Below are 18,943 nucleotides of genomic sequence, written 5' to 3'. Positions count from 1 at the left end.
ATGCTTGCCGTTCATTTTGGTGCTGGAAATATTGGAAGAGGTTTTATTGGCAAGCTTCTTTCGCAATCAGGATATGAAGTCTGTTTCGTAGATATCAATGAGACTGTGATTAACGAGCTTAATGAACGAAAGAGTTATACAGTAGAAATATTAGGTCAGGATAAGGAGCAGACTGTTGTGAATGGTGTAAGGGGCATTAACAGTTTAAAAGATCCTGAGGCGGTAGTGGATGCCATCTATCAAGCTGACCTGATTACAACTGCTGTTGGCCCAACCGTATTGAAGTTGATTTCTTCAGCTATTAAAGAAGGGATTTCAAAGCGTATTGTAGACAAAAAAGCTCCCGTTAACGTGATTGCATGTGAAAATATGATCGGTGGCAGTACAATGCTTCGAAATGCCGTTGAAGAAAAAATGGATGAAGCGGAGCGTAATGTGCTGGATCAGTTCGCTGGTTTCCCAGATGCTGCAGTAGATCGCATTGTTCCAAATCAAACGCATGAAGATCCATTAATGGTTGCGGTCGAGCCATTCTATGAATGGGTCGTCGATCAAACGATGATGGCCGGGGCAGTCCCGGATATTGCTGGCCTTACGTACGTGAAAGATCTTACGCCTTACATTGAGCGGAAGTTATTCACAGTGAATACTGGGCACGCCATGACAGCTTATCTTGGTTATCAGGCAGGGTATGAGACAATTAAAGAAACATTAGACGACAAAGGTATCTACCAGGAAGTTAAAAGTGCTCTTGAAGAGTCGGGTGATCTGCTTCAAAATAAGCACGGTTTCGATAAAGAGACACATGAGGCTTATATTAATAAAATTCTTGGTCGCTTTTTAAACCCACATTTAGTGGATGAAGTGACTCGAGTTGGACGGGCTCCGATTCGTAAAATTGGACCTAACGACCGCCTTGTTGGCCCGGCACGGCAGCTGATTGATTTAAATAAAGAGCCGAACTATCTTGCAAAAGGGATCGCTGCAGCATTGAGATTTGATCCAAAAGAAGATGAAGAGGCTTTGAAAATTCAGGATACGATCAAGAATGAAGGTCTTACAAGCGCCATTATTACTTATACAGGTGTCAAAGAAGGAGAGACTTTGTTTAACCTCATTCGTCATCATTATAAAGAAATGGCACATAGCTAAAACAGGAGAGGCTCTCTTAGAGCTTCTCTTTTTTATACTTAATTCGCATATTTTTGTTACTATTTTGCATTAAGACTTGTGCCAGCTTCAATACAATTCTACTATTAGGGTATGACATCAGTCATATCCATTTTTAATGGGAAGGGGAACACGAATGTTTAATATTTTACTTCAGTCTCATTCAGGTTCATGGGCAATACTTGTATTGCTTTTAGTGATCAGTTATTTTGCTCCAAAGCAAAAGATCTCGCTTATGATTCAACGTTTATTTTATCTGATTATGCTTGGTACAGGCATAGGGATGCTCTTTATCCTTGGTTTTCCACTGATCTATGTACTAAAAGGAATCCTGGCGATTGTATTAATCGGGGTTATGGAAATGATTGTAGGGAAAAGAAAACGCGCTGAATCAACAAAAATGCTTTGGGTTGCGTGTATTGTTCTTATTTTAGTCATTATTTCAATTGGGTACAACTGGATTTAAAACGAAAAGGCGACGTTCCATTTGTGGGACGTCGCCTTTTTTAGAGTTTTTTTATACTTTTCGGGCCTACCGGGGGCCCTTCCGCTTTTGGCTCATCTAGCTGCACGGCCCCAGTCCCTCGATCGCTTCACCATATGAAATGAACACAAAGGGCGTGTTCTTTTCATATGGCTCCAGCGCTTTTCGGGCCTACCGGGGCCCTTCCGCTTTTGATTCATCTAGCTGCAGTGACCAGCCTCTCGATCGCTTCACCATATGAAATGAACACAAAGACCGTGTTCTTTTTATAAGGCTCCAGCGCTTGTCGAGGCTAAACGGTCACTTCCGCTTTTGTTATTCCCACGGTTTTTCTGTGGTTAGGAGGCCGGCTAGTTCTTTACTGGCTTGTCTGTGTTCTTTTCGTTTTTCTGCCCTTGCTGGTGCTGTTTCGTGTAGGTTTTTTTCTTCTGCTGATTCCGGAATGACTTTTGGAACAGCTATTGGTTTTTTATTTTCATCCAGCGCTACAAATGTAAGAAAGGCTGTAGCTCCGATATGTCTTTCACCTGATAAGAGGTGTTCCGCGATAACCTTTACGAAAACTTCCATGGAAGACTTTCCAGTGAACGTCACATAGGCTTCAAGACAAACCGAGTCGTCTGGAGTAATGGGGTGTAAAAAGTCAACAGAGTCAGTTGAGGCTGTGACAACTTCACTTCGACAGTGACGCATAGCCGCTATTGAAGCTATATCATCAATGTCTCTCATCAGCTGGCCACCAAATAAAGTGTTGTGGTTGTTTGTTGCTTCTGGGAATACATGGCTTGTTTTGACAACACGTGATTCACGAATATATTTAGATTCCATAATTGTCTCTCCTTAGTATGCTTTTCTTGTAGTCTATCTTTACTATGCCCTTGATTGAAAGCTGAAAAACCTCTGTCTTTATGAAGGACGAAAGAGGTTATGTGAAATAGCTGTCATATAAATGATTCCATTTCTCTTCGTTTACGTCAAAAACTTTTTTTTGATGGTGCTTCGTGATAACAAGTGAATCTTTTGTAAGCGTAACTCTGCCATCGTTTGTCGCCATTGTCACTAACGTATGATTGGCAAATGGTGAGCGAGGATCTGTTTGAATAAAAGTGCTTAGTGGCTCATACTCACTCAGCGTTCGAGGTTCAGTTGAAAAGCGAATTTGAGTCTTCCATCCTTTGCCTATCGCTTGTTGAAGGTCATATATTTGATTCTTACGATGAATAATTCGATAGCGATGAAAGCCATCATCAACGACCTCCCCTGAAAGAGGAATTGGAAAGTGACTCGAGTTTCCGAATCCTACATCTGCTAAGTAGGTCGTTTCATCAACTTTCACCAGGTTCGTTAAGTGAGTATTTTCTTTCCCCCATCCGTTATCATCGATTGCGACAGTTCCTGTAATCAAAGTAGTTGTAAATCCAAGCTGCGTAAGAAGCCAGTTGAAAAGTGGATTTAGTTCGAAGCATAGTCCTCCGCGTTTCCTTATTATAATTTTGTCATACATTTTTTCAAGATTTAAATCAATCCACTTTTTTTGAGAAATATCAAGGTTTTCAAAGGGGATATGAAGCATATGTTTTTGCTGAAGTAGTTGAAGAGAAGGAAGGTCTATCTGTACATGATTGATGTTCACTCGTTCTAAATAACGCTCTACCTTCATACATAAACTCCTTTCTTCTGTTTCTATTTTCATGTAGATCGCTTTGAAAAGCAATAAATTGGTTTCTCCATTCATGAAGTATTTTCCTTAGGAGATACTAAAAGAAAAAGGGTGTGAGAGAGTGAAAAAGTGGAGTTTTGTATTGGTATTGCTGATGCTCGTTCCGATTCATGTATCCGCAGAAGAGAATCGGGAACTTGCCATCGTGATTGATGATTTCGGAAATGATATGGGGGGAACGGAAGAAATGCTAAGACTTCCGGTCACCTTAACTGTTGCTATCATGCCTTTTCTTGAAACGACTGAGCAAGATGCAGAAGAAGCGCATAAGTTTGGACATGAAGTGATTGTGCATATTCCGATGGAACCAATGAAAGGGAAGAAGAGTTGGTTAGGACCAGGCGCGATTACAACGGACTTGTCTGATGACGAAATTGAGAAGCGGGTAATGGCTGCAATTGACGCTGTGCCTCATGCAGTTGGTGTAAATCATCATATGGGCTCGAAAGCCACAGCTGATAAAAGAGTAATGAGGATTGTTCTTGAAGTATGTCGAGAAAGGGGTCTTTATTATTTAGATAGCAAAACAACGGGGAAAAGCGTAATCCCAGAGCTAGCAAATGAAATTGGGGTGCCTTATCTTGAAAACGAACTGTTCTTTGACGATGTTTATACGCTTCAGCATATGAGTAGGAAGGCTCAAGAACTTGCGAGAAAGCTTAAAGATGATCAAGCTCACATCGCAATCGGTCATGTGGGGATAGCCGGAGAGAAAATGGTTGCGGTTTTAAGCGAATTTATTCCAGTGTATAAAAATGAAGCGGTCATTGTGCCATTATCTCAGATGATTCCGGGATTTGAGATGATTGATGAGAGCATGCCTTAACAAAGATAGTGCACATACAAAACTCAATGAGGTATGACTGATCCATTATGACACTTCATACGTTAGCTAGGAAACAATAAGTGAGGTGTCCAGTGTGAAAGAACGAATGGAGTGGGGTTTGCTGGGAGGGCGAATCATACTTGGATTGATCATGCTCGCTCATGGCTTACAAAAGCTTGGTGCGATGGAACATACGATTGCGATGTTTGATAAGATTGGTCAACCTGCAGTCCTTGCATATACAGCAGCGATTGTTGAAGCAATTGGGGGAGCATTTCTTATTGCTGGGCTCTTCGTCATACCATCGGCCATTCTTCTTGGACTAACGATGCTTGGGGCAATTGTTTTGGCAAAGCTCCAGATGGGGCTAATAGGAGGATATGAATTTCCGCTTTCTCTTCTTGGCCTGTCACTGATTTTGGCTTTTACTGGAAGCCGAAAACTTGCGATATCTGAAGTGATCAACAGTAAAAGGAAAGTACTCAACAGCGTTAAATAAACGTTTGTTTAATTTCATTCACTCACAAAAACGCCTCCTCAAATGAGGAGGCGTTTTTTGATAGTTAATTAAAAGGAATGTATTTCGAATGGGTGTACTAATTATGGAATATCGTACCCCATCGAACTAGTAAGGATTTCAAACCACTGATCACGAGTTAATGTATACGATAGGGCATCAACTGCACTATCAATGCGTTCTGGTTTACCGGATCCCACAATTGGCATAATGTTTGCAGGATGGTTAAGGAGCCATGCGTAAAGAACTTGGTCCATACCTTTTGCACCAATTTCAGCAGCGACCTTTTTAACCGTCTCACGCAAACGCACGGCTTTTTCGTCATTTGAAGTGAAGACATTCCCTCCAGCAAGAGGAGACCATGCCATCGGCTTCATTCGTTTTTCCTGACACAAGTTAAGTGTACCGTCCTCAAAATTCTCAAGGTTATAAGCAGAAAGCTCAAGCTGATTTGTAATGAGAGGTTGCTCCACATATGACTGGAGCATATTAAACTGGTGTTGTTTAAAGTTTGAAACGCCAAAGTGACGGACTTTTCCTTCTTGTTTTAATGTAGAAAAGGCTTCAGCCACTTGTTCTGGATCCATAAATGGATCTGGGCGATGGATTAAAAGCACATCAATGTAATCAATACCAAGTGAGGTGAGCGATTGCTCAGCAGAAGCAATAATATGCTCCTTACTTGTATTGTAATGATGGGATTGGTGTGTCGGTCTGTTGGGTGATTCAATGACAATCCCACATTTTGTTACGATCTCCATTTGGTCACGTAGTGAGGGGTTCAGCGCGAGTGCTTTCCCGAAAAGTTCTTCACATTCGTAACTTCCATAAAGGTCAGCATGATCGAACGTTGTAATCCCTCGATCAAGGTTATGCTCAATGAGTGAAAGGGTTTCTTCACTTGATTGGTTCCAGTCAGCCAATCGCCATAGGCCGTGAATAATACGAGAAAAAGATAAATCTTCTGTTAAGTTTATGCGTTGCATCGTTAGATCCTCCTGTATTGGTACTTTTTTTATCATAGACGAATTAAACCGCTTGCACAACAAAACAGTCTTATCAAGCGAATCTTATTAATGATAATGCTTCTCATTATCATTAAGGCGTGCTATAATGAAAAAAATAAATGATCATATGAGGTGGATAAAATGGTTGAAACGTTACAAATAGCGATGTTTTTCTTTATTTTGATCTTATCGTTTACCACATTTGCGCTTGTTCTTAGAGCAGAAGCCGTGAAAAGTGGTTATGGTCGTGAAAAGAAAACGAGTGCATACGAATCGACACCGCCCCTTGCATTTAAGAAAAGTTATTGACTTTTTAATTGATAAAGATTATCATTATCAATATAGTAGATAAGAGACATGGTGTTCCCCGACACAAATTGTCCTATATAATTCAAACAAAGCCAAAGAAGTTCCCCCTTCTCCAATTGTTTGATGATCCTAGCTGCCAACGCCGGCAGCTATTTTTATTTGTCCACTTTTATAATTATACAAAGGCCATATAACATTAGGATCAAGAAGTGGTTTTAATCCATTTATTCTCATTTACAAATGAAAATTTAGTGCTAAACTATTTTTTGGAAGTACACATCAAGAGGGGGTTTGACATATGAAGAAGTTGTTATCTGTTTTAAGTTTATCCATGCTTCTGATCGTAGCAGCATGTGGATCAAATACAAACAGTGAAAGTGAAACAAGTGGAGAAGCAGAGCAAGCCGATACGAAAAGTGTCCTACTTGATTTTCAAGCAGAAGTGGTGAGTGTGTTAAAGGAAAACAATGACGAGATTGTAGCTTACGAATCAGCAAAAGCTGCTTTTCTTGATAATGAAACCCCTGAAGCAGACAAGCCTTCTACAGAAGAACTTGAGGATTTAAAAGGTCCAGCTGTTGAAGCTAGTAAAGCAACGGTTGATGGCATCGAAGGGTTAACTGTTCCAGCTGAATTAGATGATTCTAAAGAAGAAATTGATAGCTCATTTGATGAATTAACAAAAGCTTATAACATTCGTGCTGAGCAAGCAGACATTGAAGATCCTTCTGTACAAGAAAAGGCAGCCGAGCATTTCACAAAGTTTGAGGATAAGATGGGTAAGGTTTTCGAAGACACTGGGCTAATTAAGCCAAGCTTTGCGAAAGAACTAGAATAGATACGAGCAACCCTGCTTAGATTGCAGGGTTTTTTGTGCGATGTATAAGTGAATGGAATTCACTTATGATAAGCTAGGAGAGGGAAAAAGTTTAATTTTTATAAAAGGAAGTGGCAATATGAACGCACGTTTATCGAAAATGACAGATTGGCTTAGCGAACAAAATCAAGACTTTGCTTATATTCATTCACCTTCGAATGTTTTTTACTTATCGAATTTCCATTGTGAACCGCATGAACGGTTACTTGGTCTTTTTATTGTTCCTCATCATGAACCATTTCTTGTAGTGCCAGGAATGGAAACTTCCCAAGCCAGAGACGCGGGATGGGAATATGAGATTATCGGCTATAGTGATTCAGAAAATCCTTTTGATTTTATTTATGAGGCTTTGAAAGAACGAGGTGTTTCTCAGCCTAAAAGTGCTTCAATTGAAAAAGGAACGCTTGCCTATGAGCGCGCTGAAGAATTGCAGGATCGTTTTCCAGGTTTACAGTATCATTCCGCAGAGCTTGGACTGAATCAATTTCGTCTAATTAAAGATGAGAAAGAAATTGAAGTATTACGCGAAGCAGCCGCACTGGCAGATTTCGGGGTAGAGACCGGAGTAAAAGCTTTACGCGAAGGTGTAACTGAAATGGAAGTGCTCGCTACGATTGAATTTGAATTGAAAAAGAAAGGTATTCGTGAAATGTCTTTTTCAACCATGGTTTTGTTTGGAGAGAAATCAGGCCAACCGCATGGTAATCCTGGTGATCGTCAATTGAAGAAAGGGGATCTCGTTTTATTTGACCTTGGGGTTGTATGTAACGGGTATTGCTCTGATATTACGCGTACAGTGGCATTCGGTGAAGTGAATGAGAAACAGAAAGAAATTTATGATACCGTTTTGCGTGCTCTAACGGAATCACTTCAAGTCTCAAAGCCAGGAACTCGACTTGGCGATATTGATCTTGCAGCTCGAAATGTCATTTCAAATGCAGGATACGGAGATTATTTCCCGCATCGGATCGGTCATGGTATCGGAATTGAAGTACACGAGTTTCCATCTTTGAGTGAGAAAAACGATAGTTTGCTACAAGAAGGGATGACCTACACGATTGAGCCGGGCATTTATTTGCCGGACGTTGGTGGGGTGAGAATTGAAGATGATGTGCACGTTACTGAGAATGGATACGAGACTTTAACGAAGTATCCAAAAGAATTACAAATCATTGAATAGGCCAAAGCCGACTCTTTCTTGGAGTCGGCTTTGTAATGGTATTGTCACGTTTCTTCTTTTTAAAAATGGACTGGTGTGGTGTATAATGGAACTACATTTTGGTGTAAAAAGAAGAGAGGTTCAGCTGTGAAACCTGAGCAAAAAAGTGAGTATCTGTTATTTGGAGCCTGGGCTGTTTCTGTTCTTGCCCTTGCTGGAAGTTTGTATTTTTCTGAAGTCCTTAAATATGAACCATGTGAACTTTGTTGGTATCAACGTATTCTTATGTATCCTTTGGTCATTATTCTCGGTATTGCTATGGTAAGAAAAGAGGCTTCCCAATGGCTATATGTCTTACCGTTATCCGTTATTGGAGCTTGTGTTTCTCTCTATCATTATTTGATTCAGAAGACATCTTTCTTTGCAGAATCAGCACCTGCATGTGGAAGAGTTCCTTGTACGGGACAATATATTAATTATGCCGGGTTTATCACGATTCCGTTTCTAGCATTCATTGCTTTTCTTTCCATTACGATTCTCATGATTTTCTTAAATAAGCATACAAAAAAGGAGAAAAATGCATGAAGAAAGCTATTATTTTTCTTGGTATTATTATCGTGTTATTTGGAGCGCTCGCATTTGTTACAAATTTAAGCAATAGTGAAAAAGCAGAGGGAAATCCTTACGGGAAAGACTCATTAGATCCTGCAACAATTGATCAGCTCGATGATCCGCTTTACCAGAATCAAATTCTCCCTGATGAGCTTGATAAAACCCTTTCGAAAGAAGAAGATGCATTCGTTTATTTCTATAGCCCAACTTGCATTCATTGTAAAAACACTTCTCCGATCCTTGTGCCACTCGCAGAAGATATGGATATTGACCTAAAGAAGTACAATGTACTGGAATTTGAACAAGGTTGGAATGACTATCAAATTGAATCCACGCCAACCCTTATTCGATTTAAAAATGGAAAAGAAGTGGATCGCATTGTTGGAACTCAGACCGAAGAAACGTTTAAGCAATGGATAAAAGAAAATAAATAAGAAGTGAAAGCACCTATGCCGGGTGCTTTTTTTGTTTGGACACATCCGAATGTTTATCGGTGAGTCTACCGGGAACTAGAAAGATATAGATAAAAGGAAAGGTGGATCATCATGAGTCATATTAATGGAAAAGTTGTTATTATTACTGGAGCGAGTAGTGGAATCGGCGAAGCAACGGCGAAGAAACTTGCAGGAGACGGGGCGAAAGTTGTCCTTGCTGCGCGACGCGAGGATCGCCTTGAAGAATTGAAGAAAGAAATTACAAATAGCGGTGGAGAAGCTATTATTCAAAAAACGGATGTAACCTCAAGAGAGCAAATGCAAGACCTTGCTGATAAAACGATTGAGCAATATGGACAAATCGATGTTATCATCAATAACGCAGGATTGATGCCACTATCCTTCATGAATAAACTAAAAATTGATGAGTGGGATAAGATGGTTGATGTAAACATAAAGGGTGTTCTCTACGGTATTGCTGGTGTTCTACCTCATATGGAGGAAAGAAAATCTGGTCACATTATTAACGTATCTTCAGTTGCAGGTCATGAAATCATGCCAGCAGGTGCAGTATATTGCGGTACGAAATTTGCGGTACGAGCAATTACAGAAGGACTTCGTAAAGAAATGTCACCTTCTTCCAACATTCGTGCAACAATTATCTCTCCAGGGGCAGTTGCAACAGAATTAACAAACACCATTACAGATGAAGATGTACAGGAGAAGTTAAACAATCGTGGTCCTAATGGTCTGGATCCTTTAGATCCACAAGCCATTGCGGATGCCATCTATTATGCTGTTGGTCAACCTGACAGTGTATCCATTAACGAAGTACTCGTTCGTCCTACATCACAAGGATAAAGGTATAGAAAAATCCGTCCTCAGAAACAAGAGGACGGATTTTTTTAGAAGCTAAAACATCGTGGCAACCATTTTTGCCAATTGGGCACAAAGAACAGCTGCGTAGCTACCCACAACGTTACCTACAATCCCCATCAAAAGTCCAACTGGAGCAAGTGAAGGCTGAAAGACAGAGGCAACAATCGGAGCTGAGCTCGTCCCACCGATGTTTCCTTGTGAACCTACTGCTACGAAGAACAGCGGGGCACGTAGCAATCGAGCTGCAATGAAAATAACAAGTATATGAATACTGAGCCACACAATCCCCATCAGTACGTATTGAGGTGAATCAACTACATAAGCAAGGTCAGCTCTTGCCCCTATTGTTGCAAGTAAAAGATAAATGGCGGTATAACCGACTTTACTAGCGCCATACCCCTCTAACTTTTTAACCGGGGTGAAAGAGAAGGCAATACCGATAGCTGAAATAATCATAACCGTCCACGTGGTTGTCGAAAGAACGGCGGACTGCGGAAGGTTCTCTGAAATTTTTAATACGATATAAGAAACACCAAAGGCAAGTCCAAGTAGACCTAGTAGCTGCGGAACTTGAATAGGGCGTTCGTTCTTACGTTGAATATCATTCATTTCTTTATTTACGCTTTGGATGACAGAATCATCCGCTTTGTTCCATTTATTGAATTTATGCTGGAACCCTGCTAGGAAAATCATAATCCCCATCCAGCTATAACCAACTACTGTATCAACAACAATAATAGGGGAGAGGATTTCTTTCGGTGTTTTTACTGCTTCGATCATGGCAGCCATGTTCGCAGATCCACCAATCCAGCTTCCTGCAAGCGCCGCAACTCCCGTCCAGGCATCGGCTGGTAACCATGGTTGGAAAATAGCAAGTGCAATCGGTCCACCGATAATAACACCAATTGTACCAGCAAGGAACATAAGTAACGCTTTAGGTCCTAATCGGAGCGTAGCTGGAACGTTAGCAGATAACAGTAACAGTAATAATCCGACAGGAAGAATATAGGTGGATACAAATCCATATAAACTCGACTCTTGAGGAATAATAGCAAAGGTCGTTGATAGCATTGGAATAAAGTATGTCCAAATTAACGGAGGTGCGTAATGAAAAATCTTTTGCAAGACGTTGTTCTTTGATTCGCCAAGCATAAAGATGAGTCCAACGACAACCGTTAAATAGACAAAGACAGCCATCGGATCCTCAATTAAGGGATTAGCCTTTGACCAGGCTAGTGCAAATGTCATGATTGTTCACTCCTTGATGTTAGACTATAGTCGCAAATTATTATTATAGCATCTATCAGCCTTAAGACGCTTTTATAAAAAATTATAAAAAAATTACAACCATTAAAAAAATTCATAGCTTGTATGCAAAATGCATACATATTGTGTAGAGCGAGGTTAAAGGAGTGGGTTGTCGTCGGTCTATTAAATGAATTTCGTCATTTTGCTATTAGAGGGAATGCGGCTGATATGGGGATAGGGATTGTGCTTGGGGCAGCATTTAGTCGGTTTATCGAATCACTTGTTTCGGATATTATTTTGCCACCAGTCGGTCTTTTACTAGCGCAAATCAATTTCGCAGATTTATATATTAGTTTAAATGGTCACTATTATCCCTCTCTATCCGATGCGAAAGAAGCAGGAGCAGCTACAATTAATTATGGTGTATTTCTTACAACTTCGATTCGATTTTTGATTATCTTCTTTTCTGTGTTTCTTGTTGTTCGACAATTAAATAGATGGCGTAAACCTGGACAGGATCCTATCAATTCGATGACTCGAAAGGAATGTCCCTATTGCTGTACACCAATTCCTTCTAAAGCTGTCATTTGTCCAAATTGTTCAACGTCACTTCGAGAAGAAGACCAGAGTCCAGCTTTAACGATTCATTTTGGCAAAGGATCGAATGCGTCAAAGCAATAAGCCATCCGTCTTAAAAGAGGGTATTAAGCGGTTAACTTTTTTCTCCTGGTGGTATTATAAAAATAAACTTCAGGAGGAAAGGTGAGGGAACGAGCATGATCGGTTGTTTGCTCATACATGGTTTTACAGGGGCACCATATGAAGTTGAACCACTAGCCAATTATTTTCGCCACTATACAAATTGGATCGTTTCGTCTCCAACCCTTCCAGGGCATGGAGAGCACGATTCGCTTCGCGGTATTACTTTTCAGCAATGGATTGACACAGCTGAAGCCCATCTTCAACACTTACTAGACCAGTGCGATACCGTTTACCTTATAGGCTTTTCGATGGGAGGCGTTCTCGCTGGTTATTTAGCAACAAAATATCAAGTAGATAAGTTAGTTTTATTAAGCGCAGCCATTCATTATATTCATCCGATCCAAATGTTGAAAGATATTGGAGGGATGGTAACCGACCTTTGTAGGGGAAGGCTTCGTAGAAATGAATTGTTTATTCGCTATAGTCATAAGGTGAAAAGGACACCTTTTGTTGCTTCATTAGAATTTCGTAAACTAGTGCAACATCTTAAGCCTTCGTTTGAAAATGTGTTAACACCTACGATCATTCTTCAAGGTAAGCTTGATGGGATGGTGCCATACAAAACGGCGGATAGAATCTATGAACTTATTCGTTCAAATGAGAAACAGATTAGGTTAATGGAGAATTCCAAACATTTGATTTGCCATGGAGAAGATCGTGATGAGGTCATTGATGCGGTTTATCACTTTTTAATAGGGAAACGCGTTGAAAACCACTAGATTAAGGAACAACATTTAATTATACCGACCGGCTTAGTGCATGCAGGCTCTCGGTGAAAAGGAGAAAATGAGATGCGACACGCCCTAATCACTCCACTAATGATTGAAAAATACGCCAAACGTCTTGTTGATCGATTGAAGAACCCATTTCTAAAAGGCGTCGTGATCACAGGAAGCTTTGCAAGGGGAGAAGCAGGTCCGCATTCTGATTTAGATATTTGGTGTTTTTATAATGAAGCCCATATTAAATCGTCTTCTCTACCTGAATTTACAGGGATATCGCTGGATGTGAGGCAGGTATGTTTAAGAGATTTTAATGAGGTGCCGGACGGATCAAGAGAATATGTAGCCCCTTGCTTTGAACAATTAAAAATCTATGGAGAGTCGCCATTTGTTCTTCCATCAAGAAATGTGATAAAGAGTGGGGTGATGACCCTGTTGCGGTCGATTGATAGTCAATTAAACCAATTTGTTTCACCAATCAATCATTATGAACTACTAAATGATCTTATGTACATACTTCGCATCGAACGTTTTTTTGCCACTTCTCAATATCCGCTTACCCTCTCAGAACTCTATTCGATTCAATTCGAGGAGACCGATCGCTTTCTTGTAGAGCTTTATTCTTCTTACTTATTTGGCCATAACCCCCGAACGGAAGATGAAATTCATCTTGCAGTTAAACGATTTGTTCAAAACCGCTTAAGCAGGAATTCGCTCATAGAACGAGAATCTGATTAAGTGTAGACAAATTCTCTTAAAGAAGTAAAAGGCAGGGTGGACAGAATGGCAACGTTGGATGATTTTATGAAGCTTGATATTCGAGTAGGTGAAGTGATTGAAGTCAACGATTTTAAAAAAGCAAAGAAGCCTGCTTATCAATTAAAAGTTGATCTGGGTGAGGAAATCGGGATAAAGAAGTCCAGTGCCCAAATCAAAGATCTTTACCAGGCTGAGGATTTAGTCGGTAAACAAGTGATGGCTGTCGTAAACTTTCCGCCTAGACAAATTGCTGATTTCATGTCAGAAGTACTTGTGCTAGGTGTTTACGGGGATGACGGTGTGGTTTTAATACAGCCTGATCAAAAAGTAAAGAATGGCGATAAGCTAGGATGAAAAGGGTGCTCTGTCACTCTTTTTTCTTCATTTATTCGCCTTTCCGCTAGGGGTATGAATGATTTTGATGATGGATTGGGGTTGGGGAGTTGAAACAGGAAGAAGCGGTAAGCGTTCTAACAAATCACCTAAAAGAGGATTCCCTCGTTAAAGCCATTTTTCTTAAAGGGTCGATGGGCAGGAACGAGCATGATGAGAATTCAGATGTGGATCTCTATTGTCTCATTAATGAGGAAGACATGGAGGCTTTCCTAAAGAAGCGAAAAGAGTATTTAGAAGTTTATGGGAAACTTCTGTTCTATGATGAAATCTTTATTATTGCGCCACAAGTGATTGCCGTGTATGAGGATTTGTTGCACCTTGATTTGTTTACAGTGACAGCTGAATCGTTAATTGAGAAAGATTTTTGCAGAGTGCTTTACGATCCTCATCGATGTCTACGTCATTTTAACGAACAGTTAACCTTATCAAAACAAGATTTTATTGATCATGTGGATGATACGGCATTTTTCTTATTTCAATATGAAAAGTCCAGAAGAAGAGGGAATGACATTTGGTCGGTGCATCTGTTGCATCAAGTGATGGCGCATTATTCCAGAGTATTGCTCCACCATTATCATCCGGAGCGAGCGCAACTTGGGTTAAAAACATTACATAGAACACTTGAAGAAAAGAATGTTAAGAAAACGAATGATATTTATCAACACATCACAATTGACGATCATGAAAAAGCAGTACGCTACATACGAGATTGGCTTAAAGAAGAGGAAGCCTGGATACTTGATCAGCTTGATGGAACAACTTATAGTAGCTCGTTTTTAAAGCGAATGATTGAGTTAAAATAAAGGAAGCAGGAAAAGGTGCCGTGGGCACCTTTTTCTGTTTCGGTCATAGTCGTTACTTAATGGAAATTGTCTCGGGTTCAAAAGCAATTTTCGCTCCTTCATAGATTGCTCGCTTGGCATCAAGCTCACCAGCAAGTCGAGCCCCTCCGATCACGGCTATATCGATTCCTTTCTTTGATAGTTTCTCGTACTCCTCAGGGATATTCGATTCCTGACCAGCAGCAAGGATGACAGTGTCTGCTTGAAGGAATTCGTGCTCACCCGTCTCACTATTTGTAATGGTTATTCCTTCTGTAGTGATTTCCTCGTATGAAAGATTGGTTCTAAACGTAACACCATTTTGCTTCAAGTCTTGCAGCATCGCCCATTTTGTCGTTTTACCAAGTCCTTCACCCATCTTTCCGTTACGTCTAAGAAGAAGGATGTCGTGAATTCCTTTTTCAATCAGGAAGTGGGAGACATCGCACCCAATTCCACCTGCACCAATAATAATGACTTTCTTTCCAACTTCTCGGTTCCCAGAAAGAATTTCAGGATACGGAATGGCGTGCTGAATACCTGAGATAACAGGCTGTCTTGGAACAACTCCTGTGGCAAGAACAACAAGATCAGGCGAATGGGCGAGCAATTCATCAGCATTCGGTTTGTGGTTAACGTTAATTTGAACGCCTAATCGGTTTAGTTCAGTTGTATAGTATCGGATGGTCTCATCGAATTCTTTCTTTATTGGAATTTTTCTCGCAAGATTAAACTGACCGCCAATCGCTGCGTTCGCTTCGTAAAGCGTAACGGTATGGCCCAGCTCAGCGTGAGCTCTCGCTGCTTCCATTCCAGCCACTCCGCCCCCAATTACGACAACTGTTTTTTTCTTGTCTGCTTTTCTGATTGTCCATTTATGCTCTCTTCCAGCACGAGGATTTACAAGACAGGAGACGGCTTTCCCTTCAAAAGCATGGTCAAGACACGCCTGGTTACAGGCAATACACGTATTAATTTGATCCAGCGCCTGGCTTTTCGCTTTTGCTAATAGAAAAGGGTCAGCAAGGAAAGGTCTAGCCATCGAAACCATATCGAGCTTATAAAGCAATTCTTCTGCTAGAAGCGGATCATTAATGCGGTTGCTGCCAATGACCGGGATCGTAACGGCTTCTTTAATTTTGAGAGCCGGTTCAATGAAACCAGCACGCGGGACCATCATTGAAATTGTCGGAACAGTAGATTCATGCCAACCAATTCCGATGTTTAAAATATCCGCTTCATGCTCTTCTAACTTCTTTGCCAGTTGAATCGTTTCTTCTGGTGTTGACGAATCAGGAACTAAATCGAGCCCAGACATCCGAAAAATAATGGGATAATCGTCGCCAACCGCTGCTCGAACAGATTTCAGGACTTCGGTTGCAAAGCGAGTACGATTCTCAAAATTGCCCCCCCATTTATCTGATCGTTTATTCGTTCTTGGTGAGAGGAATTGATTAATTAAGTACCCTTCAGAACCCATGATTTCTACAGCGTCAAAGCCAACAGCTTTTGCTTTTCTTCCTGCTTCTGCATAGGATTCAAGCAAATTAAGGATATCCATTTCAGTTAATTCTTCAGGAACTTCTCTGTGTATAGGCGATTGTATAGGAGAGGGGGCGACGGATGGTACACCATTCATTTGTGAATAGGCATATCGACCAGCATGAAAAAGTTGTGCAGCAATGCGTCCGTTTGCCACGTGCACGCTATCTGTTAATCGTCTCATCACTCGAAGATCATCTTCCCGGTAGAATCCTAAAAAATGGTGCCCTCCATCACCTTCGGGAGAAACGGAAATTCCACCCGTTACGATGAGACCTGGTCCATTCTCTCCTGACCGTTCAGTATAGAAAGAGATGAGAGCGTCCTCATGTTCCTTACTTCCTTCCATGCCAAGGTGCATGGACCCCATCATGACTCGATTTGGTAGCGTTAATCGTCTTAATTGAATAGGTTCAAATAATTTTTCCCATTTCATTTACCATTCACCACACTTCTTCGTTTTGAACACATTTCGATGAATGGTCATTCATTTCCTGTAAAGAAAGCGCTTTTTTATTTATTTTTTTATGAGGAATGTGGATACATATTAAAAAAAGAGCGCCTCGGCGCTCTTTCTAAACGTGCTTTTCAGTTTTTCTTAAAGGCGACGAGAAGTCCACCTTCTCCCGCGTAGGTTCCAATAAGTGGCCCCATGGTTGACAGGATCACTTGTTTAAATGGATAACGCTCTTGAATTTGCTCAATCAGTGCCCTTGCTTTGTCTTCGCAGTTACTATGAGCAACTGCAATTACTTTATCTTCCAGGTTATGCCCGTATTCACCGATTTTCTGAATAAATTGACGAACGGCTCGTTTATTACCACGAATTTTATCAAGTACTTCAAGCGATCCATCGTCATCACTTGCTTTCATAAGTAGCTTAATATTTAGAGCAGAAGCAATCGTTCCTCTTACACGATCAAGGCGTCCTCCCTTGATAACGTTCTCAAGGGTGTCTAGTAAAAACATTGTCAGGGTATCTTCTGTATATTCATTTGCTTGTTCGACTATAGAATCAAAGCTCTCCCCATCTCGCGCCATTTCTGCGGCATGATAAACAATAATCCCAAGTCCGGATGAAGCTGTTTTAGAGTTAATCACTTCTATTTTGCGATTAGGATGTTCCTCATGAAACATTCTTTTAGCCAGAACAGCGTTATCATACGTACTACTAAGTGCTCCAGAAAGCGCTATAACAAGAATATCGTCTTCGGGACTTGCTTCTTCAAATTTTGTAAGAAAGTCCTGGGGTGATGGGGCAGAAGACTTAGGAAGTTCTTTTGATTTTTTTAGTTTCTGATAGAACGTAGGTGTATCAAGATCTACTCCAGCTTTGTATTCTTCATCACCAAAGAGAAGGTTGAGTGGAACGACCGTCACGTTCAATTCAGTTAGCAGTTCTTCAGGGAAGTCAACACTGCTGTCAGTAATGATTCGAGTTGCCATACAATTACCCCTTTTTCGTTATTACCCGCATCCAGGTATTACGTCTATTGTACCACGCTTTCACGCCTAATCGACCGGTAGATATTTCTCATGGATAAAGAGGGAAATGGACAGCCTAATAAAAAGATTTTTGAGAGGTGAGAACGAAATGACAATCATTCGACTAGGCTATGTTGCCATGAGTACAGAACTTATAAATAGTTCTCCGTCTCAGACGATGACTTACGCTCAATTTCAGAAAATCAAAAACAAAGAGGCAGCGATACGTAAGCTTGAACGGATCGCTAAATCAAATCTGGAGAATTGCCTCAGACTTTTAAAGCATAACAAAGGGAACGATATTCATTTCTTTCGACTAAGTTCACGCTTAATTCCTCTTGCCAACCATGAGGCACTTGAAGGATGGGACTATTTAACACCAATTAAGAATGAATTAAAAGAATTAGGTGATTTTGCAAGAAAAGAAAAAATGAGAATTGATTTTCATCCTGATCACTTTGTGTTACTGAATTCTCCTAAAAAAGAAATTTTACAAGCTTCTGTTCAAATGCTCGCATTGCACGTCAGGCTTCTTGAAGGGATGGGGATCGATTCGACTCATCGGTGTGTTCTTCATGTGGGTGGTGGTTATGATGACAAAGAACTGTCGCTTGAGCGCTTTATCCATAATTGGATGTATACCCCACAGAAAATACAAGAAACCATTATTTTAGAGAATGATGATACAACATTTACTCTTTTGGACACCCTTTATTTGTGCGAAAAATTAAATGTTCCGATGGTTTTTGACTTTCATCACCATCTGGCTTGTCATGAAACGAAAGAGTGGGAAGAGCAATGGGGGAGAGTGGTAGATACGTGGCGAAACTCTCCACTCCCTGTGAAGATGCACATTTCATCACCAAAAAGTGAACAAGAATTTCGAAGTCATGCTGATTATGTAGATGTTGATTGGTTTTTCTCCTTCTTAAATAGTGTAAAAGGAAGTACTGGGCAAATCGATTGTATGATTGAAGCAAAGCAAAAAGATGCAGCTTTATTTCAATTAATGGAAAACATTAAGAAACGGGATGATATTGAGCTCATTGACGCTTCAACATTTAAAATAAAGTAAAACCGGGCAATGCATGCCCGGTTTTATTCTGTGATCTTTTTACTTCTTTGTTTCGTTGAAGGTTTTGTTGCATTGGCGTGTTCTACTGCCTGAGAGAGTTCTTTCTTCATACCACGCTTTTTCTCCTTGGCCATAAAAT

22 protein-coding genes are annotated in these 18,943 nt (G+C 40.5%); 16 read left to right on the top strand and 6 right to left on the bottom strand.

Translation table 11 applies throughout. The annotated features are described in order from the left end of the window. Both PQ511_RS20420 and PQ511_RS20415 read left to right on the top strand, forming a co-directional pair. Entirely contained in the window at positions 1 to 1,152 is a 1,152-nt protein-coding gene (locus PQ511_RS20420; RefSeq protein WP_273853834.1) for a mannitol-1-phosphate 5-dehydrogenase, read from the top strand. Positions 1,153 to 1,306: 154 nt separating this feature from the next. After that, a complete protein-coding gene (locus PQ511_RS20415) occupies positions 1,307 to 1,636 on the top strand; it encodes a DUF1516 family protein (RefSeq protein ID WP_224599452.1) in 330 nt (109 codons plus the stop codon). Between the two features lie 333 nt (positions 1,637 to 1,969). Here PQ511_RS20415 and PQ511_RS20410 read toward each other — a convergent pair whose 3' ends face one another. Next, entirely contained in the window at positions 1,970 to 2,482 is a 513-nt protein-coding gene (locus PQ511_RS20410; RefSeq protein WP_273853833.1) for an acyl-CoA thioesterase, read from the bottom strand. Between the two features lie 97 nt (positions 2,483 to 2,579). Continuing rightward, positions 2,580 to 3,314: an arylamine N-acetyltransferase family protein gene (locus tag PQ511_RS20405; protein ID WP_273853832.1), complete on the bottom strand. Its 735-nt coding sequence runs from the start codon at positions 3,312 to 3,314 to the stop codon at positions 2,580 to 2,582. Positions 3,315 to 3,435: 121 nt separating this feature from the next. Between PQ511_RS20405 and PQ511_RS20400 the strand changes: the two genes are divergently transcribed. Together PQ511_RS20400 and PQ511_RS20395 are read left to right on the top strand one after the other, a co-directional pair. Further along, the gene (locus tag PQ511_RS20400) at positions 3,436 to 4,200 is read left to right on the top strand and encodes a divergent polysaccharide deacetylase family protein (protein WP_420541743.1); all 765 of its coding nucleotides are present in this window, start codon (positions 3,436 to 3,438) and stop codon (positions 4,198 to 4,200) included. Positions 4,201 to 4,294: 94 nt separating this feature from the next. Then, positions 4,295 to 4,699 (top strand): DoxX family protein, encoded by a 405-nt coding sequence (locus tag PQ511_RS20395; protein ID WP_273853831.1) that lies wholly within the window; start codon positions 4,295 to 4,297, stop codon positions 4,697 to 4,699. A 101-nt stretch (positions 4,700 to 4,800) separates the two neighbouring features. Here PQ511_RS20395 and PQ511_RS20390 read toward each other — a convergent pair whose 3' ends face one another. Continuing rightward, positions 4,801 to 5,703: an aldo/keto reductase gene (locus PQ511_RS20390; RefSeq protein WP_273853830.1), complete on the bottom strand. Its 903-nt coding sequence runs from the start codon at positions 5,701 to 5,703 to the stop codon at positions 4,801 to 4,803. 162 nt (positions 5,704 to 5,865) lie between these two features. Here PQ511_RS20390 and PQ511_RS20385 point away from each other — a divergent pair, with 162 nt between their 5' ends. The 6 genes from PQ511_RS20385 (at position 5,866) to PQ511_RS20360 (ending at position 9,976) form a co-directional block, all read left to right on the top strand. After that, positions 5,866 to 6,033, top strand: a complete 168-nt coding sequence (locus PQ511_RS20385) for a hypothetical protein (RefSeq protein ID WP_273853829.1) — start codon at positions 5,866 to 5,868, stop codon at positions 6,031 to 6,033. A gap of 298 nt (positions 6,034 to 6,331) precedes the next feature. Further along, positions 6,332 to 6,871: a hypothetical protein gene (locus PQ511_RS20380; RefSeq protein ID WP_273853828.1), complete on the top strand. Its 540-nt coding sequence runs from the start codon at positions 6,332 to 6,334 to the stop codon at positions 6,869 to 6,871. 118 nt (positions 6,872 to 6,989) lie between these two features. Next, positions 6,990 to 8,090, top strand: coding sequence for a M24 family metallopeptidase (locus tag PQ511_RS20375; RefSeq protein WP_273853827.1), 1,101 nt, complete (start codon positions 6,990 to 6,992; stop codon positions 8,088 to 8,090). Positions 8,091 to 8,216: 126 nt separating this feature from the next. Next, the gene (locus PQ511_RS20370; RefSeq protein WP_273853826.1) at positions 8,217 to 8,654 is read left to right on the top strand and encodes a disulfide oxidoreductase; all 438 of its coding nucleotides are present in this window, start codon (positions 8,217 to 8,219) and stop codon (positions 8,652 to 8,654) included. Continuing rightward, positions 8,651 to 9,115, top strand: a complete 465-nt coding sequence (locus PQ511_RS20365; protein ID WP_273853825.1) for a thioredoxin family protein — start codon at positions 8,651 to 8,653, stop codon at positions 9,113 to 9,115. The genes PQ511_RS20370 and PQ511_RS20365 overlap by 4 nt, the downstream gene beginning before the upstream one ends. A 111-nt stretch (positions 9,116 to 9,226) precedes the next feature. Then, entirely contained in the window at positions 9,227 to 9,976 is a 750-nt protein-coding gene (locus PQ511_RS20360) for an SDR family oxidoreductase (protein ID WP_273853824.1), read from the top strand. A 51-nt stretch (positions 9,977 to 10,027) separates the two neighbouring features. On the opposite strand, the gene PQ511_RS20355 is transcribed toward PQ511_RS20360, so the two are convergent. Continuing rightward, positions 10,028 to 11,242, bottom strand: a complete 1,215-nt coding sequence (locus tag PQ511_RS20355; RefSeq protein WP_273853823.1) for a DUF819 family protein — start codon at positions 11,240 to 11,242, stop codon at positions 10,028 to 10,030. Positions 11,243 to 11,383: 141 nt separating this feature from the next. Between PQ511_RS20355 and mscL the strand changes: the two genes are divergently transcribed. From mscL to PQ511_RS20330, 5 genes are all read left to right on the top strand, one after another. Beyond that, complete coding sequence (mscL, locus tag PQ511_RS20350; protein ID WP_273853822.1) at positions 11,384 to 11,923, top strand: large conductance mechanosensitive channel protein MscL; 540 nt, start codon at positions 11,384 to 11,386, stop codon at positions 11,921 to 11,923. Between the two features lie 95 nt (positions 11,924 to 12,018). Next, positions 12,019 to 12,723, top strand: a complete 705-nt coding sequence (locus PQ511_RS20345) for an alpha/beta hydrolase (RefSeq protein ID WP_273853821.1) — start codon at positions 12,019 to 12,021, stop codon at positions 12,721 to 12,723. Between the two features lie 72 nt (positions 12,724 to 12,795). Then, complete coding sequence (locus PQ511_RS20340; protein WP_273853820.1) at positions 12,796 to 13,464, top strand: nucleotidyltransferase domain-containing protein; 669 nt, start codon at positions 12,796 to 12,798, stop codon at positions 13,462 to 13,464. A 45-nt stretch (positions 13,465 to 13,509) separates the two neighbouring features. After that, positions 13,510 to 13,839, top strand: a complete 330-nt coding sequence (locus tag PQ511_RS20335; protein WP_273853819.1) for a tRNA-binding protein — start codon at positions 13,510 to 13,512, stop codon at positions 13,837 to 13,839. Positions 13,840 to 13,928: 89 nt separating this feature from the next. After that, the gene (locus PQ511_RS20330; protein WP_273853818.1) at positions 13,929 to 14,684 is read left to right on the top strand and encodes a nucleotidyltransferase domain-containing protein; all 756 of its coding nucleotides are present in this window, start codon (positions 13,929 to 13,931) and stop codon (positions 14,682 to 14,684) included. A 52-nt stretch (positions 14,685 to 14,736) separates the two neighbouring features. Here PQ511_RS20330 and PQ511_RS20325 read toward each other — a convergent pair whose 3' ends face one another. Together PQ511_RS20325 and PQ511_RS20320 are read right to left on the bottom strand one after the other, a co-directional pair. After that, entirely contained in the window at positions 14,737 to 16,680 is a 1,944-nt protein-coding gene (locus PQ511_RS20325) for an oxidoreductase (protein WP_273853817.1), read from the bottom strand. Between the two features lie 152 nt (positions 16,681 to 16,832). Next, entirely contained in the window at positions 16,833 to 17,690 is an 858-nt protein-coding gene (locus PQ511_RS20320; protein ID WP_273853816.1) for a DegV family protein, read from the bottom strand. Between the two features lie 148 nt (positions 17,691 to 17,838). Between PQ511_RS20320 and uvsE the strand changes: the two genes are divergently transcribed. Then, complete coding sequence (gene uvsE, locus PQ511_RS20315) at positions 17,839 to 18,804, top strand: UV DNA damage repair endonuclease UvsE (protein ID WP_273853815.1); 966 nt, start codon at positions 17,839 to 17,841, stop codon at positions 18,802 to 18,804. Positions 18,805 to 18,943 lie beyond the last annotated feature (139 nt).

It is taken from the genome of Guptibacillus spartinae, from assembly GCF_028610625.1.
GTDB lineage: Bacteria > Bacillota > Bacilli > Bacillales > Guptibacillaceae > Guptibacillus > Guptibacillus spartinae.
This window is presented reverse-complemented; position numbering and strand designations above follow the sequence as displayed.

Bases quoted from the DNA above. Each gene is read 5' to 3' on its own strand.
- PQ511_RS20360 (WP_273853824.1), top strand. From the start codon at position 9,227: ATGAGTCATATTAATGGAAAAGTTGTTATTATTACTGGAGCGAGTAGT.
- PQ511_RS20335 (WP_273853819.1), top strand. From the start codon at position 13,510: ATGGCAACGTTGGATGATTTTATGAAGCTTGATATTCGAGTAGGTGAA.
- PQ511_RS20320 (WP_273853816.1), bottom strand. From the start codon at position 17,690: ATGGCAACTCGAATCATTACTGACAGCAGTGTTGACTTCCCTGAAGAA.
- PQ511_RS20380 (WP_273853828.1), top strand. From the start codon at position 6,332: ATGAAGAAGTTGTTATCTGTTTTAAGTTTATCCATGCTTCTGATCGTA.
- PQ511_RS20390 (WP_273853830.1), bottom strand. From the start codon at position 5,703: ATGCAACGCATAAACTTAACAGAAGATTTATCTTTTTCTCGTATTATT.
- PQ511_RS20355 (WP_273853823.1), bottom strand. From the start codon at position 11,242: ATGACATTTGCACTAGCCTGGTCAAAGGCTAATCCCTTAATTGAGGAT.
- PQ511_RS20345 (WP_273853821.1), top strand. From the start codon at position 12,019: ATGATCGGTTGTTTGCTCATACATGGTTTTACAGGGGCACCATATGAA.
- PQ511_RS20410 (WP_273853833.1), bottom strand. From the start codon at position 2,482: ATGGAATCTAAATATATTCGTGAATCACGTGTTGTCAAAACAAGCCAT.
- PQ511_RS20365 (WP_273853825.1), top strand. From the start codon at position 8,651: ATGAAGAAAGCTATTATTTTTCTTGGTATTATTATCGTGTTATTTGGA.
- PQ511_RS20325 (WP_273853817.1), bottom strand. From the start codon at position 16,680: ATGAAATGGGAAAAATTATTTGAACCTATTCAATTAAGACGATTAACG.
- PQ511_RS20405 (WP_273853832.1), bottom strand. From the start codon at position 3,314: ATGAAGGTAGAGCGTTATTTAGAACGAGTGAACATCAATCATGTACAG.
- PQ511_RS20415 (WP_224599452.1), top strand. From the start codon at position 1,307: ATGTTTAATATTTTACTTCAGTCTCATTCAGGTTCATGGGCAATACTT.
- PQ511_RS20375 (WP_273853827.1), top strand. From the start codon at position 6,990: ATGAACGCACGTTTATCGAAAATGACAGATTGGCTTAGCGAACAAAAT.
- PQ511_RS20340 (WP_273853820.1), top strand. From the start codon at position 12,796: ATGCGACACGCCCTAATCACTCCACTAATGATTGAAAAATACGCCAAA.
- PQ511_RS20385 (WP_273853829.1), top strand. From the start codon at position 5,866: ATGGTTGAAACGTTACAAATAGCGATGTTTTTCTTTATTTTGATCTTA.
- PQ511_RS20420 (WP_273853834.1), top strand. From the start codon at position 1: ATGCTTGCCGTTCATTTTGGTGCTGGAAATATTGGAAGAGGTTTTATT.
- uvsE (WP_273853815.1), top strand. From the start codon at position 17,839: ATGACAATCATTCGACTAGGCTATGTTGCCATGAGTACAGAACTTATA.